Annotated in this window: 20 protein-coding genes and 1 riboswitch; of the genes, 13 read left to right on the top strand and 7 right to left on the bottom strand. The window is 69.9% G+C overall.

Going from position 1 to position 21,845, the window contains the following annotated elements; genetic code table 11:
- The first annotated feature begins 53 nt into the window (after window positions 1–53).
- Together O1Q96_RS29260 and O1Q96_RS29255 are read left to right on the top strand one after the other, a co-directional pair.
- Window positions 54–1,451, top strand: a complete 1,398-nt coding sequence (locus tag O1Q96_RS29260; protein ID WP_269251009.1) for an FAD-dependent oxidoreductase — start codon at window positions 54–56, stop codon at window positions 1,449–1,451.
- 181 nt (window positions 1,452–1,632) lie between these two features.
- Window positions 1,633–1,809 carry a hypothetical protein gene (locus O1Q96_RS29255; protein ID WP_269251008.1) on the top strand — a complete coding sequence of 59 codons (177 nt, stop codon included), beginning with the start codon at window positions 1,633–1,635 and terminating at the stop codon, window positions 1,807–1,809.
- Between the two features lie 90 nt (window positions 1,810–1,899).
- Here the strand turns inward: O1Q96_RS29255 and O1Q96_RS29250 are convergent, their stop codons facing one another.
- Complete coding sequence (locus O1Q96_RS29250) at window positions 1,900–2,463, bottom strand: CGNR zinc finger domain-containing protein (protein ID WP_269251007.1); 564 nt, start codon at window positions 2,461–2,463, stop codon at window positions 1,900–1,902.
- A 319-nt stretch (window positions 2,464–2,782) separates the two neighbouring features.
- On the opposite strand from O1Q96_RS29250, the gene kstD reads away from it, so the two are divergent.
- Entirely contained in the window at window positions 2,783–4,585 is a 1,803-nt protein-coding gene (gene kstD / locus O1Q96_RS29245; protein ID WP_269251006.1) for a 3-oxosteroid 1-dehydrogenase, read from the top strand.
- 43 nt (window positions 4,586–4,628) lie between these two features.
- On the opposite strand, the gene O1Q96_RS29240 is transcribed toward kstD, so the two are convergent.
- Complete coding sequence (locus O1Q96_RS29240) at window positions 4,629–5,120, bottom strand: lamin tail domain-containing protein (protein WP_269251005.1); 492 nt, start codon at window positions 5,118–5,120, stop codon at window positions 4,629–4,631.
- A 227-nt stretch (window positions 5,121–5,347) separates the two neighbouring features.
- Between O1Q96_RS29240 and O1Q96_RS29235 the strand changes: the two genes are divergently transcribed.
- Together O1Q96_RS29235 and O1Q96_RS29230 are read left to right on the top strand one after the other, a co-directional pair.
- Complete coding sequence (locus O1Q96_RS29235) at window positions 5,348–5,977, top strand: GNAT family N-acetyltransferase (protein WP_269253764.1); 630 nt, start codon at window positions 5,348–5,350, stop codon at window positions 5,975–5,977.
- 85 nt (window positions 5,978–6,062) lie between these two features.
- Window positions 6,063–7,817, top strand: coding sequence for a serine/threonine-protein kinase (locus O1Q96_RS29230; RefSeq protein WP_269251004.1), 1,755 nt, complete (start codon window positions 6,063–6,065; stop codon window positions 7,815–7,817).
- A gap of 47 nt (window positions 7,818–7,864) precedes the next feature.
- On the opposite strand, the gene O1Q96_RS29225 is transcribed toward O1Q96_RS29230, so the two are convergent.
- From O1Q96_RS29225 to O1Q96_RS29210, 4 genes are read right to left on the bottom strand one after another with little or no spacing between them, the layout of a single operon-like run.
- On the bottom strand, window positions 7,865–8,728 hold the full coding sequence (locus O1Q96_RS29225) for an energy-coupling factor ABC transporter ATP-binding protein (protein ID WP_269251003.1): 864 nt from the start codon (window positions 8,726–8,728) through the stop codon (window positions 7,865–7,867).
- Window positions 8,725–9,474, bottom strand: coding sequence for a cobalt ECF transporter T component CbiQ (gene cbiQ / locus O1Q96_RS29220; protein ID WP_269251002.1), 750 nt, complete (start codon window positions 9,472–9,474; stop codon window positions 8,725–8,727). Before cbiQ ends, O1Q96_RS29225 begins: the two co-directional genes overlap by 4 nt.
- Before the next feature lie 6 nt (window positions 9,475–9,480).
- Window positions 9,481–9,936 carry an energy-coupling factor ABC transporter substrate-binding protein gene (locus O1Q96_RS29215; RefSeq protein WP_269251001.1) on the bottom strand — a complete coding sequence of 152 codons (456 nt, stop codon included), beginning with the start codon at window positions 9,934–9,936 and terminating at the stop codon, window positions 9,481–9,483.
- Window positions 9,933–10,634, bottom strand: coding sequence for an energy-coupling factor ABC transporter permease (locus O1Q96_RS29210; protein ID WP_269251000.1), 702 nt, complete (start codon window positions 10,632–10,634; stop codon window positions 9,933–9,935). Before O1Q96_RS29210 ends, O1Q96_RS29215 begins: the two co-directional genes overlap by 4 nt.
- Before the next feature lie 30 nt (window positions 10,635–10,664).
- A riboswitch (cobalamin riboswitch) is annotated at window positions 10,665–10,847 on the bottom strand.
- 244 nt (window positions 10,848–11,091) lie between these two features.
- Between O1Q96_RS29210 and O1Q96_RS29205 the strand changes: the two genes are divergently transcribed.
- The 6 genes from O1Q96_RS29205 to O1Q96_RS29180 all read left to right on the top strand — a co-directional run bounded on the left by O1Q96_RS29205 (window position 11,092) and on the right by O1Q96_RS29180 (window position 17,690).
- Window positions 11,092–11,868 carry a nuclear transport factor 2 family protein gene (locus O1Q96_RS29205; protein WP_269250999.1) on the top strand — a complete coding sequence of 259 codons (777 nt, stop codon included), beginning with the start codon at window positions 11,092–11,094 and terminating at the stop codon, window positions 11,866–11,868.
- A 214-nt stretch (window positions 11,869–12,082) separates the two neighbouring features.
- Entirely contained in the window at window positions 12,083–13,753 is a 1,671-nt protein-coding gene (locus tag O1Q96_RS29200; RefSeq protein WP_269250998.1) for a cellulase family glycosylhydrolase, read from the top strand.
- A gap of 613 nt (window positions 13,754–14,366) precedes the next feature.
- Entirely contained in the window at window positions 14,367–14,777 is a 411-nt protein-coding gene (locus O1Q96_RS29195) for an SH3 domain-containing protein (protein WP_269250997.1), read from the top strand.
- 77 nt (window positions 14,778–14,854) lie between these two features.
- Window positions 14,855–15,910, top strand: coding sequence for a peptidoglycan recognition protein family protein (locus O1Q96_RS29190; RefSeq protein WP_269250996.1), 1,056 nt, complete (start codon window positions 14,855–14,857; stop codon window positions 15,908–15,910).
- Window positions 15,911–16,312: 402 nt separating this feature from the next.
- Complete coding sequence (locus tag O1Q96_RS29185) at window positions 16,313–16,993, top strand: glycoside hydrolase domain-containing protein (protein WP_269250995.1); 681 nt, start codon at window positions 16,313–16,315, stop codon at window positions 16,991–16,993.
- A 10-nt stretch (window positions 16,994–17,003) separates the two neighbouring features.
- Window positions 17,004–17,690 carry a hypothetical protein gene (locus O1Q96_RS29180; RefSeq protein ID WP_269250994.1) on the top strand — a complete coding sequence of 229 codons (687 nt, stop codon included), beginning with the start codon at window positions 17,004–17,006 and terminating at the stop codon, window positions 17,688–17,690.
- Window positions 17,691–17,827: 137 nt separating this feature from the next.
- Here the strand turns inward: O1Q96_RS29180 and O1Q96_RS29175 are convergent, their stop codons facing one another.
- Window positions 17,828–18,520 (bottom strand): BlaI/MecI/CopY family transcriptional regulator, encoded by a 693-nt coding sequence (locus tag O1Q96_RS29175; protein ID WP_269250993.1) that lies wholly within the window; start codon window positions 18,518–18,520, stop codon window positions 17,828–17,830.
- Between the two features lie 620 nt (window positions 18,521–19,140).
- Between O1Q96_RS29175 and O1Q96_RS29170 the strand changes: the two genes are divergently transcribed.
- Both O1Q96_RS29170 and O1Q96_RS29165 read left to right on the top strand, forming a co-directional pair.
- Entirely contained in the window at window positions 19,141–20,301 is a 1,161-nt protein-coding gene (locus tag O1Q96_RS29170; protein ID WP_269250992.1) for a GNAT family N-acetyltransferase, read from the top strand.
- Window positions 20,302–20,512: 211 nt separating this feature from the next.
- Window positions 20,513–21,742: a DegT/DnrJ/EryC1/StrS family aminotransferase gene (locus O1Q96_RS29165; RefSeq protein ID WP_269250991.1), complete on the top strand. Its 1,230-nt coding sequence runs from the start codon at window positions 20,513–20,515 to the stop codon at window positions 21,740–21,742.
- Window positions 21,743–21,845: the final 103 nt, after the last annotated feature.

Raw genomic sequence — 21,845 nt, 5'->3', positions numbered from 1 at the left:
CCCGAGTACCGCAGCCATGCGCCGACGACGGTCAACAGAGAGGGCCAACATCCATGCCTGACACGAGCTCCATCCCCGGGCGCAGTGCGATCGTCGTCGGAGGGGGCATGACGGGCATGCTCGCCGCATCGGTACTCGCCGACCACGCGGACGTCACGATCATCGAGAGGGACGTCCTGCCGGACGGTCCCCGGCCCCGCAAGGGCCTGCCGCAGGCCAGGCACGCGCATGTGCTGTGGTCGGGTGGCGTCAAGGCCCTGGAGGAGCTTCTGCCGGGCATCGTCGACCAGCTCGTCGACCGTGGCGCCCGCAGAACCCCCGTCATGGCCGACCTGGTGTCCAAGGCCCCCTCCGGACAGTGGTTCCGGCGCTTCGCCCACGCCCACCACATCAATCTGCTGTGCAGCCGAGATCTGCTCGACGCGGTGATCCGCGCCAGGGTGCTGAAACATCCCCGCATCACCGTGCGCCAGGACACCGAACTGCTGTCGCTGGAAGGCAGTGCCCGCCGCGTCACCGGGGTCCGAATACGGTCGGCGGACACCGAGAGCACCCTCCCGGCGGACCTGGTGATCGACGCGGGCGGGCGGGGCAGCCGAGCTCCCGTCTGGCTACGGGACCTGGGACTTCCGCCGGTGGTGGAGCGCACGGTCGACGCCGGTGTGGGGTACGCCAGCCGGATCTACCGCGCCCCCGGCCGAACCGCCGAGGGATTCCCGATCGTCAACGTCCAGGCCGACCCCCGGCAGAATCCCGGCAGGGGCGGGATCATCGCTCCCATCGAGAACGGCCGGTGGCTGGTCACGCTCTCCGGAACCGAGGGGGGCCGGCCGAGCTCCGACAACGACGCGTTCGTGCCGTTCGCGCTGCGGCTGCCGCACCCCGTCATCGGCGAACTCCTCGCCGAGGCCGAGCCCGAGACGGACGTCGTCACCACCCGCAGCACGGCCAACCGGCGGCGCTACTACGAGAAGGCCGCCCGCTGGCCCGACGGCTTCGCCGTCCTCGGTGAGGCGGTCGCCGGTTACAACCCCGTCTACGGTCACGGGCTGAGCGCCGCCGCGCAGAGCGTCGTCGCCCTGCACCACATCCTGCAACGGCAGGACCTCGGCGCCCCCGGCACGGCCCGGCGCATCCAGAAGGGCGCGGCACGTCCGGTGGAGAACGCCTGGAACCTGGCCGTGGGCCAGGACGTGTTCTATCCGGGCGCCAGCGACGAGCCGCCCACGCGGCTCGAAAGGACACTCGCCGCCTTCGTGGACAGAGCTGTCGACGCCGGTTCGCGAAACCCCCACGCCCTGCGCATCCTGCTGGACGTGATGAGCATGGAGAAGCCGCCCGCCCGGCTCTTCCTGCCCGACATGCTCGCCCTCGTCTATTTCGGCCCGAAGAAGCCGCACCTCGCGGGCCCGCCGCTGACGGACCACGAACGCGACGCCGTCACGGCCTGAGCGCCTCTTCGCAGCCTTCCGGGCGGCCTGCCGTGCAGCGGTCCGGGGCAGCGCGTCAGGGCAGCGGTCCAGGGGGATCGGCCCAGTGTCATCACTCCCTTGACTGGTGACGGCCCCTCTGCGAGGATCGTCACCAGTCAAGCTGGTGATGTCGCGCAGCTCCGAGATGCAGGAGGCCGAGATGCCGCAGGGAGAGAAGGCTCCGGATGTCGCCGAGGCGGCACGCCGCGCCCGGTTCGGCACGCTGCCGGAGAGGGTCCGCCTCGCGGACACCGTCGAGGAGAAGCCGGCCACGGTGGTGGACCCCGCGCGCAACGCGTATGACGACGACGAGTGGCTCGTCCGCAACGTCTTCTGACGGGAGCGGGATCGCGCGTCCCGCCATCCCGCAGTGGCCGACCGGGTCACCGGCCGCCGAGGCGTACTCGCGGAGCCGGTGGCCGGTTCGTCAGTGGGCGGCCGGGGCCTGGACCCGCTTCTTGCGGGCGCGGTACGCGGCGGCCTTGAGTTTGTTCCCGCAGGACTCCATGCCGCACCACTGCCGGCGAACCCCGCGCGACCGGTCGATGTAGACGCGGGTGCATTCGGGGTTGCCGCACTCCTTGAGCAGCGGCACGTCCGGGCCGCTCAGCACCTCGACGGCGTGCCGCGCCACGGTGGAGAGGGCTTCTTCCGCTGTCGCCTCCGTATGCCGCCCTGTCGAGGTGAGTTGCGGGGTCGCGGACGGCTTGCGGGCCGCGCCGTTCACGGTGGCGAGCGCTTCGTCTTCGTAGGGCTCGCCGAGGCGCCGCGCGGTGACCAGCGCGTAGACGGCCTCGCGCAGGGCCACTGCCTGCGCGACGTCGGACTCCCCACTGGGGGAGACGGCGTCGACGATCCCGGCTTCGAGGTACCAGGCGTCCAGTCGCTCCGGAGACACGAGCGTCTCGGCGCGTAGTGTGCGGCGGGCGCGGAGTGTCGCGGCGAAGTCCAGAGCCGGGTTCCCGCAGACGAAGACGTGATCCAGATTCACGTCACCATCCTGGCAGGTGACAGTTGCCTCTGCAAGGCTTGTCACCGGTTGAAAGGGTTACGGGGGAGTGGAGGGGGGCGGCGAGGGGCGCGTAGTCCGGACAGGGGTGTTCTCCCGAGCAACGGAAGCAGGTCCCGTCACGGGCCCGGCGCGGGTGGGCCCCGGTGATCGTCCGTCGTCCGACCGGCGTGACCCTTGACTTACCAAGACCCCCGCGCCACATTCCTGACTCCGCATCAGAACCGGGACGCCATACGTGAGTTGGCTCCCGGGGCACAGCACGCACTCCCATTCCTTCGCCCGGTTGGAGCGCCCTGCCATGGCCACTAGCGCGGACCCCGCAAGACGTACTGATTCCCTCTCCCTGCCCGGCCCGTCGAGGCGCCGCGTGCTCGGCGCGGCGACCGGAGCCGGGCTGGCGCTCGCGGCCGGACTCCCCGGCACGGCCCAAGCGGCCGACCTGCCCCTGCTCGGCACGTACGACGTCGTGGTGATCGGCTCGGGTGCGGCGGGGATGACCGCCGCCCTGACAGCCGCGAAACAGGGGCTGAGCTGCGTCGTCGTGGAGAAGGCGGCCACCTTCGGCGGTTCGGCGGCTCGCTCCGGCGCCGGCATCTGGATCCCGAACAATCCGGTGATCCTGGCCGCCGGCGTCCCCGACACCCCGGCGAAGGCGGCGACCTATCTGGCCGCGGTGGTCGGCCCCGACGTGTCCGCCGACCGACGCCAGGCCTTCCTCGGGCACGGGCCCGCCATGATCTCCTTCGTCATGGCCAACAGCCCGCTGCGATTCCGCTGGATGGAGGGCTACAGCGACTACTACCCCGAACTGCCCGGAGGCCTGCCCGGCGGACGGTCCATCGAACCCGCCCAGCTCGACGGCAACATCCTCGGTGCCGAGCTGGCCCGGCTGAACCCTCCGTACCTGGCGGTCCCGAGCGGCATGGTCGTCTTCAGCACCGACTACAAGTGGCTCGCCCTCTCCGCGGTCAGCGCGAAAGGCCTCGCCGTCGCCACGGAGTGTCTGTCCCGCGGCACCAAAGCGGCGCTCCTCGGCCAGAAACCCCTCACCATGGGCCAGTCACTGGCGGCCGGCCTGCGCGCGGGACTGCTCACGGCCAGGGTGCCGGTCTGGCTGAACACCCCGCTCACCGAGCTGTACCTGGAGAGCGGCAGAGCCGCGGGAGCCGTCGTGACCAAGGACGGCGCGCCGGGTCTGGTGAGGGCGAGGCGCGGGGTGATCGTCGGCTCGGGCGGCTTCGAGCACAACGCGGCCATGCGTGCGCAGTACCAGCGACAGCCCATCGGCACGCAGTGGACGGTCGGAGCCAAGGAGAACACCGGGGACGGAATCCGCGCGGGCCGGCAGGCGGGCGCCGCACTCGACCTGATGGACGACGCATGGTGGGGCCCGGCCATCCCCCTGCCCGGTGAGCCCTACTTCTGTCTCGCCGAACGCACCCTGCCCGGTGGGCTCCTCGTCAACGCCGCGGGAGCCCGCTTCGTCAACGAGGCGGCCCCCTACAGCGACGTCGTCCACACCATGTACGAGCAGCACGCGAACGCCCCGCACATCCCGGCCTGGCTGATCGTCGACCAGAACTACCGCAACCGCTACCTCTTCAAGGACGTCGCTCCGACGTTCACGTTCCCCGACGCCTGGTACTCGTCCGGCGCCGCCCACAAGGAGTGGACGCTCGACGCCCTGGCTCAGCGGATCGGGGTGCCGGCGGCAGCCCTGCGCACCACCGTCAACCGCTTCAACAGCCTTGCCCGCAGCGGCACCGACACCGACTTCCACCGAGGGGACAGCGTCTACGACCACTACTACACCGACCCGGCGATCCTCCCGAACTCCTGCCTGGCGCCGCTGTTGCTGGCCCCCTTCTACGCCTTCAAGATCGTCCCCGGTGACCTCGGTACCAAGGGCGGTCTGCGCACCGACGCCCGGGCGCGCGTACTGCGCCCGGACGGATCCGTGATCCCCGGCCTGTACGCGGCCGGGAACGCGAGCGCGGCCGTCATGGGGCACAGCTACGCGGGCGCGGGCTCGACGATCGGACCGGCGATGACCTTCGGCTACATCGCGGCGCGTGACATCGCGGCGGGCGCCGGGGCCTGACGTCCCGGACGAGGAGGACCGCTCAACGATCCTGCCCGGACGGTCAGTTGTGGAAGCGGATGTAGCCGTTGCCGTCGGAGTCGGAACCGCTCTTGGTGTAGGCGTGTACGTCGGAGCGGCTTCCGGAGGGCTTGTAGAGGTAGATGGTGTCGCCGGGGTTGTTCCACATGAAGTTGCAGTTGTCGCGGTAGACGACGTTCCGGCTGTCGGAGTCGGTGCCGTTCCCGCCGCGCAGCTTCACGTAGTCGCCAGGCTGGAGGTAGTGGTTCGCGGTGAAGAGGAAGCGGTTGCCGGTGGCGTCCTTGACGAGATAGTTCTTCAGGTTGATGGTCGCCGAGGACGAGTAGTTCTTGATCGTCAGGTACTCCTCGTCCGTGTTGCCGGTGGCGCATCTGTTGGAGTCGCTCCCGGGTGCGTCGTACTGCACACCGCGGATCTTCAGAGCCGACTGGTACTCGGCCGCCTGGGCCGGGGTGACGACGAAGGCCAGCGCGCCGACGGTGACGGCCGCGGCTATGACCGGGTGTTTACGCATGAGAAATTCCCCCTCCGGATACCTGCAAGGCACCGGAGCCTAGCCATGTCGTGAAACATCCGTGTTGGTTGCGAGGAAATTACCTGTTCCTCTATCGAAACGTGATAAATGGCGGCACGGCCGAACGGCCCGTCCAGGCTCTGCCCCCGAGGCAGCCGGCCGGAGAAGCGGAAAAGGTATCCCTTCCGACTTGTGGGAGCGCTCCCATGGGCGCCAGGATGCTTCTCATGCTGTCGCAGCCGAGAATCCGCCCCTACCAGCTCGCCGACCGTGCCGGAGTCGCCGCCGTCTGCGTGAGGACCGCCCTCGACGGAGGGGACTCGCGCGACCGCTACCCCGACGAGGAGTTGATGCCGTCCATCTTCGCCGCGCCCTACTGCCACCTGGAGCCGGAACTCGCCTTCGTCCTGGACGACGGATCGGGCGGGCCGGTCGGTTACGTCGTCGGCACCGCGGACACGGAGCAGTTCGTCAAGAACTTCCGCGCGACCTGGATACCCCGCGTCGCCCGCCGCTATCCCGAACCGACGACAGTGCCCCGTACACCCAGCGAGGAGATGATCCACCTCCTGCACACTCCCGAGCGGATGGTTCTGCCCGAACTCGTCGCGTACCCGGCGCACCTCCACATCGATCTCCTGCCGGAATGGCAACGGAGGGGCTTCGGACGAGCCTTGATGCGCTCCTTCCTGGCCGCGCTGGAGAGCCGCGGCGTTCCAGCAGTCCACCTCGGCATGGTCACCGCCAACACCGCCGCACGGGCGTTCTACGACCGACTCGGCTTCCACGAGATCCAGGTGCCCGACCCGGGACCCCTCACCTACCTCGGCAGGTCGACGGCGGCGGACACTCCGTAGGCGCCACGCCCCGGCCGAGCAGGCTGTTCCCCGGACCGTCCGCCCGGGGGAACTCCTGTCCGACCTGTCCTCTAGGCTCCCGCGCATGAGTGAGGCGGACTCCGGCAGACGGGTCATCGACGGGCGGTTCCGGCTGGAGTCGCGGCTCGGCGGCGGCGGGATGGGCACGGTCTGGCGGGCCACGGACCTCGCCCTGCACCGGCACGTGGCCGTCAAGGAGGTGCGGCCCCCGGACGTCGACCTCGCCGAGTACGACCCGGACGGCGCGCGGATGCTGCGGGAGCGGGTGCTGCGCGAGGCGCGGGCGCTGGCGAGGATCGACCACCCGAACGTCGTGACGATCCATCACATCGTCGACGGCGGCGAGGGCACCTATCCGTGGATCGTGATGGAACTGGTCAGCGGCGGGTCGCTCGCCGACCGGCTGGGCCGGGGCCCGATGGACCCCGCGGACACGGCACGGCTCGGGCGCGAGGTACTGGCGGCGCTACGGGCCGCCCACGACGCCGGCATCCAGCACCGGGACGTGAAGCCCGCCAACGTCCTGTTGCGACCCGACGGCCGCCCCGTGCTCACGGACTTCGGGATCGCGGCGATCCGCGAGTCCACGGCCCTCACCGCCACCGGGTCGATCATCGGCACCGCCGACTACATGGCCCCCGAGCGGGTCGCGGGCAACGACGGCGGATCGGCTTCGGACCTGTGGTCACTGGCGATGATGCTGTACGCCGCGGTGGAGGGCCGTCATCCGCTGCGCCGGGGCACGACGCTGGCGACCCTCGCGGCCGTTCTCTACGAGGACGTGCCGCCGCCGGAGAAGGCCGGACCCCTGGCGGATGTGCTGATGCGCGTACTGGTGAGGGACCCGGCGGCGCGCCCGGACGCCGGGACGCTCGACCGGATGCTGGCGGCCGTCGCGGACAGCCGCACGGATCCCACGTCCTACCGGCTCACCCCTCCACCGGCCGCCGGCACCGCCCCGGCCGCCCCGCTCCACCGCCTCGACGGGTCCGCCGCGCACCAGGACCGGCCGACACCGCAGGACGCCGTGCCCCGGCCGTACGTTCCGTCGGGCCCGGCCGTGCCGAACCCGACAGGGCCCGGTGCGCCGACACCCGTCGGCCCGGCGGGGCGTGGTCGCCGTGCCACGGTCGCCCTGTCCGCCGCGGGCACGGTCCTGGTGGGCGTACTGGCGTGGACACTGCTGCCCGGCTGGGGGAACGGCGGCTCGTCCTCCGCAGGGGACGACTCCTCGAACGGCGCGAAGGGGAAGCCGTCGGCCGGTTCTTCCTCGATCGACCCGAGCCGGACGTCCCGGCAGACGAGACAACCGGAGCAGCCGAAGCAATCGGAAGCGAAGGAACAGACGGAACGGACGAAGACCACCGGCCTGCTGACCCCCGACGGGATTCGCTCCGCGATCCGGGCCATCGAGAAGGACACCGGCCGCGACCGGTTCGGGGCCTTCTCGGTCTACCCCGACCACGTCTCCGCCGAGGTGATGGTCAAGGGCAGCCGGACCAGTTTCGACCTCTACAGCTACCGCGTCGACCGCGGTGTGGAGAAGGGCATCATCAAGAACCAACTGTCCGGCGGGGCCCAGCCGATGAGTCTGGACGACTTCGACTGGGACAAGGTTCCCGCGCTGTTCGCCGAGGCGGACAAGAAGCTGAACGTCGGCAAGGCCACGAGCCGCTATCTGCTGGTCAAACCGCCCAGCACGGTGTTCGGTACGGCGGCTTACATGTCCGCCTACCTCAGTGACGAGTACAACAAGGGTGGCTACGTGCAGGCGGACCCGCACGGCAAGGTGACCAAGGTGGTGTCTTCCGACGGATAGCGAACGGCGTGCGGGCCGACGGCACATGAGCCGTCAGCCGTCAGCCGTCAGCCGTCAGCCGGTACCGGGGGAGTGGAGTGTCGGGAGGTCATGGCGGCCAGTTCCTCCGCGGTCCGCGGGCCGGGTGACAGGTCGGTCAACAGGCCTTGCGTCCGCAGGAGTTGAGCGACCGCGACACCCCAGGGCAGACGCAGACCCGCCTGCTCCAGGAGATCCGCGCGGGCCAGCGTCCCGGCTGCCGGGCCGGTGAACACTCCGGCCGGGGTGAGGAGGGCGGCGTCGTCGGCCCAGCGCAGGGCGAGGTCCACGTCGTGCGTCGCCATCACCACGGTGGTACCGCTCTCGCGCAGCCCGTCCAGGGCCGCGAGCAACCGTTCCTGGCCGTCCGGGTCGAGCCCGGCGGTCGGTTCGTCGAGGATCAGGACGCGCGGCCGCATCGCCACGGCGCCCGCGATCGCGGTCCGTTTGCGCTGGCCGTAGGAGAGCAGATGGGTGGGCCGGTCGGCCAGGGCGCTGATGTCCAGCGCGGCGAGCGCCTCGTCCACCCGGGCCCGTACCTCGGGGGCGGTCAGACCGAGGTTCAGCGGCCCGAACGACACGTCCTGGGCGACGGACGCGGCGAACAGTTGGTCGTCGGGATCCTGGACCACGAGTTGGACGGTCGTGCGCAGCCTGGTCAGGCCCTTGCGGTCGTACCGGACCGGCTGGTCCGCGACAGCCAACTGGCCTGTGTCCGGCCGCAGTCCGCCGCTCAGCAGTCGCATCAGGGTGGTCTTGCCGCTGCCGTTGCGGCCGAGGAGGGCGAGCGCGCGTCCCTCGCGCACCTCGAAGTCGAGGTCGCTGAGCACGGGCGGGCCGTCCTCGTAGGCGTAGGACGCGCCCCGCAGGGCGACCAGCACGGGCTCGCTCATCGCAGCGGCCTTTCCAGTACGAAGGTGAGGGCGGCCACGGCCGTGAGCAGCGCGACGCTGGCGAGCGTGAAGCGTGCGGAGACGCGGGCCTCCGGAACGAGGACGCGCAGGGTTCCGTCGTAACCGCGTCCGGCGAGCCCGGCCTGCAGCCGTGTCGCCCGGTCGAAGGCCCGGACGAACGCGGTGGCGCCGAGCCCCGCCAGCGAACGCCACTGGGCGGCCCGTGTGGTGTGCCCGAGCCGTGCGGCCTGCGCGTCCCGGATCCGCCGTACGGAGTCGAGCAGCAGGAAGCTCATCCGGTACGTCACCAGGGCGACGTCGACGACCGGCGCGGGCACCCCGGCCTTCACCAGGCGCGGCAACAGGTCGGACAGGGGGGTCGTGAACGCGAACAGCAGGACGCCGAGTGAGGCCGCGGAGGTACGCAGCAACAGTTCTCCGGCGCGTACGGGCCCGCCGCCGGCCGGTGTCAGGAAGCCGTCGGGCCCGCCGACCTGCAGGAGCAGGGGAAGGGCCCCGGTCACACAGAACCCCAGTGGCACCCGGTAGGCGCGCCACAGCCGGCGGGCGGGCACGCCGGCCGGGCCCAGCAGCACGGCGAGGGCCGTCAGCAGGACCAGCGCGGCGCCGGGCCAGGGCGGGAGGGAGATCGCGAGCACGGTCAGGCCCAGTCCGAGGACGGCCTTGTCCACCGGGTGGCGGCGGCGCCAGCGGCTGCTGTGCGCCGCCGCGTCAATGGGCAGCATGAACGCTCAGATCCGTCCGACCGAGGACTCACCTGTGCTGCCGGGTGTGCTCTCGTGGGCCTTTGCGGTGGTGCTGCCCGGTGAAGTGGTGACCTCCGCGGGGGTGGTGACGTCCGGGGCGGTGACAGGCGTGGAGTCCTGGCCGTCCTGCTGTGCCCGGGCGCGCAGTTCGCCCTGGCGGCGGCCTCGGCGGACACCGAAGTAGTAGGCGAGGACACCGGCACCCAGGGCGGCCTGGAGGGCGAACAGTGCTGATTCGATCTCGCCCGACGGCGGCTCGTACAGAGGGGAGAACCAGGGCTCGTAGTCGGGTTCGATCTCCGTGATCGCGGTTTCCGCCTCTGCGTCGGCGCCCGCGAACGGCTCCTTCTTGTGATCGCCGAGGCCGAGGGCCAGCGGCAGGACGGCGAGTGCGACCACGACGAGGAGCAGCAGCGCGTTGATCTTCGTGTTCCTGCTCATCGGGCCGCCGCCTCGGTCTCGGTCCTGGACTGCTTCTTGGTGAGGAGCACGCCGAGCCGGGTCAGTTCGCCCTTGCTGGACTGCACCAGGAGCCGCATCACGAGCACGGTGAGAAGGCCCTCGCTGACCGCGAGCGGAATCTGGGTGACGGCGAAGATCGAGCCGAACTTGCCGAGTGCGCCCAGGAAGCCGCTGCTCGGGTCGGGGAACGCGAGCGCCAGTTGCACGCTGGTCACGCAGTAGGTGGACAGGTCGGCGACGAACGCGCCGAAGAACACCGCGACCATCAGCGGTACGTCGAAGCGCCGCAGCAGCCGGTAGATGCCGTAGCCGGCCCATGGCCCGACGATCGCCATGGAGAAGACGTTCGCGCCGAGTGTCGTCAGGCCGCCGTGGGCGAGCAGCAGGGCCTGGAAGAGCAGGGTGATGGTGCCGAGCACGGCCATGATCGGCGGCCGGAAGAGGATGGCACCCAGCCCGGTGCCGGTGGGATGCGAGCAGCTCCCGGTCACCGAGGGCAGTTTGAGTGCGGAGAGGACGAACGTGAAGGCTCCGGAGGCACCGAGGAGCAGGGTGCTCTCGGGGTTCTCCTTGACCTCACGGGTGAGTGACCGGGCTCCGTGAACGACGAAGGGCGCGGACGCGACGCCCCAGGCGATCGCGTGCGCCGGTGGGAGGAAACCCTCGGCAATGTGCATGGCTCAGCAGACCCTCTCCAGCACCTCGTGGATGGTTGACGTGCCTTGGCCGGTCTCCTGGCTGACGGGTACCACCGCCCGTGCTCCGCCTTCCCGGGTCCGAGGACCCAGTGGCTGCCCGTGAGGGCCGGAGCCGGACTTCCCGATCACAGTGGCGAGGGCCGCACCGGCATCACACCGGATTTCCCGTTCACCAAGGCGTGGTGACAGTAGTGCGCGTACAGGGGTGGTGACAAGCGGCCCTCAGGGGCGCGAGGGTGGTGACGGAGCGCACGCCGATTCCCGGGCGGGGCCGGAGCGGCGGCTCGGCCGCTCCACTCATGAGCCGACAGTTCCGGGGTGGCCGGGACTGCCGGTTCCTTCGCGTGTCCCATGATCCGCAGGTGATGCTGGGGGAATGTCGATCCCGTGTCGCTCAATTCGTCGGTGGGACGCATCGGTGAGGTGCGGGAGTCTCATGAACACAGGAGGAACCATGAAGTACATGCTGCTGGTCTGCGGGGACGACACCGCCGACGCCTCCGGCACGGCACCTGTCGAACCATGGGTGGCGGACCTGACGCGGCGTGGCATGCGACTGCACGGCCACCGGCTGCGGGCCCCGGCCGACGCGGTCACCGTACGTGTACGGGGTGGTGAAGTGCTGCGCAGCGACGGGCCGTTCGCTGAGACGAAGGAGTACGTCGCCGGTTTCGACGTTCTCGAGTGCGACAGCCTGGAAGAGGCCGTCGAGGCGGCCGCGAAGCATCCGGTGGCGGCCGTGGGAGCCGTGGAGGTGCGTGCGTTCTGGGAGGAGGAGGACGCCGAGGGGGAGATCCGCCGCCTCGACGCGGAGTTGACCGCGGCCGGGCGCGAGCGGGACTTCGACCGTGCGATGGCCTGCTACGCGCCGGACGTCGAGGTGTTCCATCCCGTCAGCGGCTTGGAGCAGCACGGCGTCGAGGCCCTTCGCAAGGCCGAGGAGGTGTGGTTCTCGGTGCTGCGGGGGCCGGTGGAGCGCGAGGTGCTCGACTTCCGTGTCCGGGTCGACGAGAGCATCGCGTTCAGTCACGCGCTCGTGCGGATGCGCGCGACGCTGATCAGCGGTGAGCCGCTGGACACCACGGCGAGGGTGACCACCGGCTACCGCCTGGCCGGCGACCGCTGGCTGATCGCCCACCAGCACACGTCCGTGCCCTTCGACACCGGCGTCCCGATCGGAGCGCCCGAGGACCCTGGAGCCCCGGAAGTCTGATGAAGGCTGGGCCGCGCGCGGCCGGTACGCCGGACTGGGCGGAGGGAGGGCCGCCTGGCGCGTCGGGGCGGGCCCTCTCAGAGGGCCCGCCCCGACGGCCGGTACGAGCCGGAGCCTGCGCGATGTCTTGACGTGCTCCTGGCAAGATGACTCTATGGGAGCGCTCCCACTTCCCGAAACTCACGTTTCTTGGCGCTCACTTTCTGGAGTCGCAGTGAGAAGAGCAAGAAGCACGACACGAAAGAACCTCGTCAGCGCCCTGCTGGCCGGGCTGGCCACCCTCCTGGGGCTCGTCCTCCTCGGCGCTCTCGTCCCGGCCGCCGCACACGCCCAGTCGCCCGGCGCCCTCGCGACCGGCCTCCATATCGACGACGGCCGCCTCGTCGAGGGCAACGGCAACGACTTCGTCATGCGCGGGGTCAACCACGCCCACACCTGGTATCCGGGCGAGACACAGTCACTGGCCGACATCAAGGCACTCGGCGCCAACACGGTCCGCGTCGTCCTCTCCGACGGCCACCGCTGGACCAGGAACAGCCCCGAGGACGTCGCCGCCGTCATCGCACAGTGCAAGGCCAACCGGCTGATCTGTGTGCTGGAGGTGCACGACACCACCGGCTACGGCGAGGAGGCCGCGGCCGGCACACTCGACCACGCGGCCGACTACTGGATCAGCCTCAAGAGCGTGCTCGCCGGCCAGGAGAACTACGTCATCGTCAACATCGGCAACGAGCCCTGGGGCAACACCGACCCCGCCGGCTGGACCGATCCCACGATCGCCGCCGTCAAGAAGCTGCGCGGCGCCGGGTTCGAACACACCATCATGGTGGACGCACCCAACTGGGGCCAGGACTGGCAGGGCGTCATGCGCGCCAACGCCCAGTCCGTGTACGACGCCGACACCACCGGCAACCTGATCTTCTCGATCCACATGTACAGCGTCTACGACACCGCACAGGAGATCACCGACTACCTGAACGCCTTCGTCGACGCCGGACTGCCCCTCCTCATAGGCGAGTTCGGCGGGCCCCCCGACCAGTGGGGCGACCCGGACGAGGACACCATGATGGCCGCGGCGCAGCAGCTCCGGCTCGGATACCTCGCCTGGTCCTGGAGCGGCAACACCGATCCGATCCTCGACCTCGCGATCGGCTTCGACCCCGACCGGCTCAGCTCCTGGGGCCAACGCATCTTCAACGGCGTCGACGGCATCGCCCAGACCTCCCGGGAAGCCACGGTCTACGGTGGCGGCAACCCGGGCGACACCCAGGCCCCGACCACGCCCGGCACCCCCCGTGCCTCCGCCGTGGGCGCCACGTCCGTGACCCTCGGCTGGACCGCCGCGACCGACAACGTCGGTGTCACCGGTTACGACATCGTCCGGGTCAGCGGCGGCTCCGAGACCACGGTCGCCGCGTCGGCCGTCACCACGGCCACCGTGACCGGCCTCACCGCGGACACGGCGTACACCTTCGCCGTCTACGCCCGTGACGCGGCCGGAAACCGTTCGACCCGCTCGGCCACGGTGAACGTCACCACCGACGAGGACGGCGGCACCCCGGGCGCGGGCTGCTCCGTCGGATACCGCGTCGTCAACGAGTGGCCGGGCGGCTTCCAGGGCGAGATCACCATCCGCAACACCGGCACCGCCGCTGTCAGCGGCTGGAAACTCGCCTTCACCTTCGCCAACGGCCAGACCGTCTCCAACATGTGGGGCGGAACCCCCACGCAGAGCGGTGGCACGGTGAGTGTCGCCCCCGCTTCCTACACCTCCACCATTCCCGCGAACGGCTCGGTCACCGTCGGCTTCACCGCCAACAAGGGCGCTGCCAACACCGCTCCGACCACGTTCACGCTCAACGGCACCACCTGCGCCATCGCCTGACCCGGCATGCGTACGGGCCGGCGGGGTCACTGTGCCCCGTCGGCCCGTACGCATGCCGCAAACCCTCTTCACGCCCGCCGGCCGGAGCCCGAGCGGGAGCCGCGCAGGACCGTGCCTCCGGGCCTACGGGTCTCCCGCGCCCAGGCCTTTCGGCTGAGACCGAAGATGGGTGCGGGGCGGACGGGGCCACGGGCAAGCTGACGGCACCAAGTGCCTGAGCGTGTGGACCGCGCGCCCAGGTGCTCGTCAGGTACGGGACAGATGCACGCGCCCTGAACGGGCCTCCCGAACGGAGTCCGGTCAGGACGTCATTCGGGGGAAACCATGTCTGATCGTTCGAGCCCGCACGCCACTTCGGCGACTCCGCCCGTCTCTCCGGTGGCCGCCACGTCGGCCACCGTGGAGCTGCCCTCGGCGGAGCTCCGCCGGGCGATGGCCAGCTTCCTGAACGCAGGCCGTGCGGACAGCAACAGGCCTCTCCTTCAGGGTTACTGACTGCCCGTCAATGCCAGCTGCACCCTCTCTGCTATTGCCCTGACCGGCCCACGCCCAGAAGCAGGGCCTCCGTCCTTCTTCACAGAATGGATTCGCCATGATCCGGTTCCGCTCAGCCATGTCCTCAGGCGGTCGCGACCGCGCCGTTCCCTTCGGCAAGCGGGTGGCGGCCGGGTTCGGCGCCGTCGGCCTGGCAGCCGTCGCCCTGCTCGGCGCGTCAGGCCCCGCGCACGCGGACGGCCACGGTCCCGGCAACTACGGCGTATGGGCCAGCGGCGTCAACGTCCGTGACGGCGGCGAATGGTGCCAGCTGTACCCGTCGCCCACCGAGTGCACGCGGATCGTGGCCACGGTCAGCGCTCCCTCACAGGTGTACGTGTACTGCCAGCAGGCGGGCGGCCAGACCGTCGGCGGGAACCCCTACTGGGTGTGGGTCATTGCCCCCAACGGCGTCCGGGGCTGGATGGCGGGCTACTACATCAAGAACAACAGCAACTGGATCGACGGCGTGCCGGACTGCCGGGCCTGACGCCCCTGTGAGCGAGCCGTCGGGCCGGTCGCCGACGGGCTTCTCCCGAGCACCGCTGTGTGCAGAGACAGACCTCCATGTTCGATGTCGGTCGCCGTCTAGGGCTGCCGGTGAAACGAGGGAATCATGCCGGTCACGATCAACAAACGCAGTACCTGGGCCAAGTACGTAGCCGAACCAAGGAAGGGATACGCCTCAGCGGAACCGGAGCCGAACACGACAACGAGTGGACTGCGCAGATGGGGGTGTTCCTTCACCACCTGGGATCCGGGGACACCAGCGACCTTGAGACCGAGGAGGACTGCCGCCGGGCGATCACCTCTGTCTACTACGGTCATGTCACGGGCGAATTCGACGACATCGCCTACAACTTCCTGGTGTGCCCGCACGGCCACGTCTACGAGGGTCGTGGCTACGAACGCGGCGAAGGCAACCACGAGGGCTACATAGAGGGTGTGGGCCGCAACGCCGGGTTCTACTCGATCGTCGGCATGATCCGCTCCAGCAACGTGGCCAGCGAGGCCATGCTGCGCGCCATGAGGAACCTCATCCAGCACCTGCGTACAGAGGCCCCCCGGAAGGCCGGCAACAGGATCCTTCCGCACTCCTTCGGGTACGACACAGACTGCCCCGGAAACCTGCACATGTACGCGCGTCCGGGATCGACGATCGATCCGTCGGTGCCGTGGCGAGGGCCGGCCGACATCTACGTGTACCGGACGCAGAAGTTCGTCAACGAAACGTACGACACGGCGCCCGGATACGTGATCTGCCAGGAGACGGGCTACATCAGCTGGTCAACCGTACTGTCCCTCACCCAAGGTCTTCAGCACGAACTCGGTCTCTCGCCCACAGTCCAGAACTTGACCTGGAGCCGAACCAGAACCTCCTCAGGATCTACAACGGCGCCCTGTGGTGCAAGGGTTACTGGGCCTCGCCGTTCCTCGTCGGGTGGGGCGGCGACTCCCAGGACTCCCTGGAACAGCTCTACGCCGACATGGGCCTGGACTACGCGAACGTCGACCAGCGCTATGCCATGTGGCCGCACGTCGTGCGCGCCCTCATGCGCATGGACCAGTTCCGGGAGGTGCCCGGTGGTGACGGGGGCATCCGCACCATCCAGAAGCGGCTGAACTCCCGCTATGTGGCGGGCGTCGGCATTCCCGCGATGAGCCTCGTGCCCTGTGACGGCATCTACTCGCGTGACGTCCAGCAGGGACTCATGATGGCCATCCAGTACGAGACCGGCATCGTGCCGGGCTCCATCAACGGATACTTCGGCCCCGGCACCCAGGCCGCGCTGAAGGGAAGAGGGTCGGGCACCCTCACCGGTGATCTCCGCTATCTGTTCCGCGCGGCCTGCTGCTTCAACTCGCCCACCTACACGGGGCAGGGGCGGCAGGAATACCTCGCGGCGGACATCAGTACCGACGCCCGGACCGCCAACCCATCTGGGGTGGCTGCAGTCCTTCCAGCGGTTCTCGCAGATACCCGTCACCGGCACCAACGACTACACCACGTGGGCCCAGCTCCTCGTGTCGTCGGGAGACACCTCTCGGGACGCCACGGGCTGCGACTGCATCACCGAGATCACCACGCAGCGCGGGCAACTGCTCAAGTCCAACGGGTACGACATCGTCGGGCGCTACCTCGACGAGCATCTCAGCCCCAGCGAGGACGGGTACCTCGGCAAGGCCCTCAAGCCGGGTGAGCCGCAGAGGATTCTGGGCGCGGGGCTGAGGTTCTTCCCCATCTTCCAGTACAACGGCACCCAACTCGCCAACTTCACCCGCGACAAGGGCTACGACCAGGGGAAGAAGGCCCACCAGAAGGCCGCGGAACACGGCATCGGCGCCAACACGTGCATCTACTTCGGAGTCGACCACGACGCGACGGACGAAGAGGTCGACACCCATGTCGTGCCGTACTTCCAGGGCGTCAAAGCCGGACTGGCCGAGCTCGGAGGCCGGTACACCTTCGGTGTCTACGGCTCCCGCAACGTCTGCATCCGTGTGTCGAAGGACGCCGGGGCACGCTGGTCGTTCGTCTCCGGAATGTCCTGGGGTTTCTCCGGCAACCTCGGATTCCCCCTGCCGGAGAACTGGTCGTTCAACCAGATCCACGAGTACGAGTTCCAGTCCGGCTGGGGACTGGATCACAACATCTGGCGTCAGAACAGTGACCCCGGTGTGTCCGCTGTCGGCCAAGGCGAGTGAGGAACCCCCGATGATCTCCAGACGAAGTCTCATAGGTGCCGCCGCGGGCGCCGGCGTGCTTGCCGTTGCGCAGGGTGCCCTCGGCCCCGCCCCGGCCAACGCGGCCGAGGCCGCGGCGGGTGACGCCCGGTGGACCCGCACGACGTCCGCCAACGGCTGGCGGATCGACCCCGACGCCATCGCGGTCCACCACATCGAGGGAAGTGCCAGGTCCGTCCCGCTGCACCAGGGTGACGCCGCCGCGGTACTGCTGCACATCGCGCGCCGCTGGCACTACGAGATCGGGGCCGTCGACTCGGGCGAGGGCGGCGGCATCACCGCCCACACCACTCGCCGTACCGTCGGTGCCGACTTCGAGTCCAACCACCTCTCCGGCACCGCCATCGCCCTCCACCCCAGGGCCTATCCGCTGGCCGGCAGTGAGGGCCTGTGGCCGCATCACGAGCAGATCGTGCGGGACATCCTCGTCGACTGTGAGGGAACGGTCGTCTGGGGCGGTGACCTGACTCCTGTGAAGCGGTCGCACTTCCACATCGCGGCCCGCCCCGGCGACAAGGTCCTGGCCCGGGTCGCGGCCGGGCTGGACACCAGCAAACCCACCCTGTACCGGGCGCAGACCGCCGGCACGGTGGCCGACCCCGCGGCGCCCGCACGCCGCGTCAAGGCCCGCCGCCTCCAGCGGGCCACGACCGGCTGAACGACCCGGCCCCGGAGTACATGGCATTGGTCAACACGCCGCCCCAGGTCGGGCAGTTGACGGCGCGTCAAGTCGCCCCGGCCCACAGGGTGAGAACCGCGGCACGGGGCGGCGTCAGGGCAGCCGTTCCCCGACGGTCAGGCCGTTTCCGCGACCTGCTCGGCTGAGGTGTCGGCCGGAGCGGTCCCGGACGGCGTGTAGAACACGGAGGACCCCTGCTTGGTGCGCTGCACCTGGCCCTTGGCGACGAGCCCTTCCACCGTGGTGCGTACGACCTTGGGCTTGATCTCGCGGTCGGGGTGGGCCTGGGTCAGTGCCGTGGTGACCTCCGCGGACGAGCGGGGCTCGGACTGCTGGGCGAGATGGTCGCGGATGAGCTCGACGAGCGTGGGCTTGGCGGCGGCCGGCTTCACGGCGGGCTCCGCCGCGTCAGCCTTGGTGGCGGCCTTGGGTGTGGGCTTGGGTGCGGCAGCCTTCACGGCCGGCTTCGTCGCGGGCTTGGCGGCGGCGGGCTTGGCAGCAGCCTTCGTGGCGGTGGCCTTCTTCCGCCTGCCCGCCGTGGCCGTGGCCTGCCGCGGCACCGAAGGCTTGGGCGTGGAGCCCTTTCCGGCGCTCCGGGCGGCCTGCGGAAGGTCGTTCTCGCCGCCCAGCGCCCGCCGCAGTTCCGCCAGCAGGGTCCGGTCGTGCTGAAGCGCGCTCAACTGCTCCTCGAGCGCGGCCACTTCGGCGCCGATTCGTTCCTGCTCCTTGGTGTTGCGCTCAAGGTCCGCGGCCACTTGAGCGGCGTACTGGGTCTTGAGCTCTGTGGCGGCCGATTCGACTTCGGACATGGCAGCTACCTCTCCTCATACATCGGATGGTGTTGGGGCCGGATGCTACTCGCATCATCCCGGCCATGATCCCGAATGTGGCCGAACCACCCTTGTGGGTCCGTGGTTTCGAACATGGCGCTGTGGGCTGCACAGGTGCGGGCAGAACCGCGGGCGCGGGGTGCCGACTGCGCTCGTCGAGCGATGTCTGGATTTCAACCTTCAAGGTGACAGGGCGGGTGGTCCACACGCTTCTGCCTGCGTGTTCCATGATCATCTCCCGGACATGACCCTTCGTGACCCTCGTGTGTTCCGGGACCTCAGGAGCATGGTCGACCGGGCCGGTCACCCCATCCGCACCTGTTTCGTTACGACCGACACCCTTGACAGTATGCATGCTGTTTCGCGACGTTTGAGCCTTGTCGAATACTTCGGGTCCCGGCTGTCGGGCGGGCGACGAAGGCTTCGGCGACGTGGGTGGGGAGTTGGCCATGGGAGCGGCCAGGACGCGTACACCGCGTCCATGGGGAATGGGGGGCGATCATCCATGCGATCCACGAGTTGTGATTCACGCGCCACACGATGCTGTACCTCGACCGGTACGTCCTTCGCGAAGACTGCGGAAGGGCGGTCGATCTGAGGTGGACATCAGCATTCACAGACCGGAGTCACTGAGCGGTTCACTGCGCGAGGCGTGGCACCGGGCGGCGGACGAGTCACCCGGCTACGCCAACCCCTTCCTGTCGCCGGAGTTCGCGGCCGGCATCGGCAGATATCGCGGCGGCGCGCGAGTGGCGGTCCTGAGCGAAGGCACTGAGGCCGTGGGCTTCTTCCCGTACGAGCGCACGTCCCTCGGTGTCGGACGGGCCATCGGACTCGGCCTGTCCGACTGCCAGGCCCTCGTGCACCGGCCCGGGGTCACCTGGGACGCCCAGGAACTACTGCGGGCCTGCGGGTTGTCCGTCTTCGAGTTCGACCACCTCGTCGAGGAGCAGGAGCCGTTCGGCCGTTATGTCACGGGGACCTTCGCGTCACCGGTCGTCGACCTGAAGGCCGGTGAGGGCGGCTACGCGCACTGGCTGCGGGGCGCGTACCCGGGGCTGGCCAAGACGACGCTGAAGAAGGAACGCCGACTGGGGCGTGATCTGGGGGAGTTGAGGTTTGTGTTCGACGAGCGCGACCCCGCCATGCTGCGCACGCTCATGCAGTGGAAGTCCGCCCAGTACCGCAGGACGTCACGCATGGACCGGTTCGCGCGGCCGTGGATCGTGAACGTCGTGGAGCACCTGTTCCGCGTCCGAGAGGAGCACTTCACCGGTGTCCTGTCGGTGGTGTACGCGGGCGACCGGCCGGTGGCCGCACACTTCGGGCCGAGATCGCGGACGGTGTTCGCGGCCTGGTTCACCGCGTACGACCCCGAACTGAGCTACTACTCACCCGGGTTGATCATGCACCTCCGGATGGCGGAGGCGGCGGGCCGCGAGGGTGTGCGGGTCATGGACCTCGGCCGTGGCGAGAAGGAGTACAAGGACTGGCTCAAGACCCGCGAACTGCGGGTGGGGGAGGGGTTCGCGAGCCGTTCCCACCCGGTCGCGACGGCGCACCGGCTGTGGCGCAGACCGGTGCGCGGCCTGCGGAACACGGTCCTGGCACATCCCCAGCTGAGGGAGCCCGCCGACCGGCTGCTGAAGACGGTCGGCGCACTGCGCACCTCCGGCGGGACGGGCTCCGGGCGAGAGCGTTCAGGCCGGGCGGACTCCGGCCGGGCGGGTTCCTACCGGGCAGGGCCCCGCGCGCGCTGAGCAGTCGTCTCCGCGGCCCGCCCGTACCCGGCATCCGCGCCGAGGCGCTGTCTTCCCCGTCATACGCCAGAGCATGCGTTCCATCCTTCCCGCCGCCGGACGGCGGGGTCCTGCCCGGCGGCAGCCGGTCGGGGCACCACCCGGCGGTCGTGAGAACGCGCTGAGCCCCTCGGGCAAACCCTGCACGGCCCTTCCACGGAAGAGGTGACGGATGCCGTACGGATCGCGGCTCGCGGCGATGATGACACGGCGGCTCGGGCGCGAATGTGTCTACACCCCCTCGGCGCGGCTGGCGCTGTACCTGGCGCTGAGGCGCTGGTGCAGGCCGGGCGGCCGAGTCCTGATGTCGCCGGTGAACGACGACGTGATCCTCTTCGTGGTCCTCGCGGCCGGACTGCGCCCCGTGCAGGCCCCGGTGTCCGTGTGGGACGGCAACATCGACCCGGCCGCCGTACCGGAGTCCACCTGGCGGAGCGTCGACGCCGTCCTGACCACGAACCTGTACGGGCTCCCGGACCGGGTCGCGGAACTGAGCGCCCGCTGCGACGCGTTGGGCATCCCCCTGATCGAGGACGCGGCGCACGCCATCGGCACGCATGTGGACGGGCAGCCGATCGGCACCTTCGGAAGGGCTGCGGCGTTCAGTCTGTCCAAGCACGTGGCCGGGATGGCCGGCGGGTTCCTCGCCGTCGAGGACGCGCGTACCCGACGGGAGGTGGAGTTGCTGCGCGACGATCTCCTGGAGCCGGGCCGACTGGGTGGCGACCTGGCCGCGGCCCTGCGACCGCTGGCGCGCTCCGCCGTACGGGCCCTCCACCTGGTGCGCCCGGCATGGCGGACGATGCAGAGCCTCGGGATGCTGGAACGCGACGACTACCGCATGGCCCTGCACGCCCCACGGCTCGCCCTGAGCTCCCGCGACGCGCCGAGCCTGACGGCGTACGAACCATGGGTACGGGTCGACCTGCACGACTACCGCTCCCGCCACGGAGCGCTGGTCCGGGGGCAGTTGATGCTGCGGACGGCGCTCCTGGACGCCGATCTCGCCCGACGCAGGGCCGGTGTCGCTCTGCTTTCGGGCACCGCCTGGGCCTCGCCTGCGCTTCGCGACCGCGCGGCGCACCACGGGGCCCTGCCACTCTTCCGCGTTCCCCTGCTGGTCCACGACCGCGACGGGCTGGTGGAACGTCTGGTACGGCACGGAGTGGTGTCCGGCTACATCTACGACCCCCCGCTCGACGACTACGCGGGCGCGGAGTTCGTCGAACCTTCCCCCGACCCTGCGGCCGCCCGCTGGTTCGCCTCACATGTGCTTCCGGCCGACCCTCTGCTGGCCCCTACCATCACCGATGCCCTGACGAGGGAAGGGGCGACCACGGCCCACCCTCCGACCCCGGCGCCGGTTCCGGACACCACACCACCGGCGCCCCTGGGGCAGTGAGAGGGAACGATCTCGCGGGGGACATCACCACGGGATCATGACCGAGGTGCCACCTGCACCGATAGGCCACTCACATCGCCCGGCACGGGAGTCGGCGTCCCGC

It is taken from the genome of Streptomyces aurantiacus (assembly GCF_027107535.1).
GTDB lineage: Bacteria > Actinomycetota > Actinomycetes > Streptomycetales > Streptomycetaceae > Streptomyces.
The sequence above is the reverse complement of the archived record's forward strand: the minus strand, read 5'-3'. Positions and strand labels throughout refer to the sequence as shown.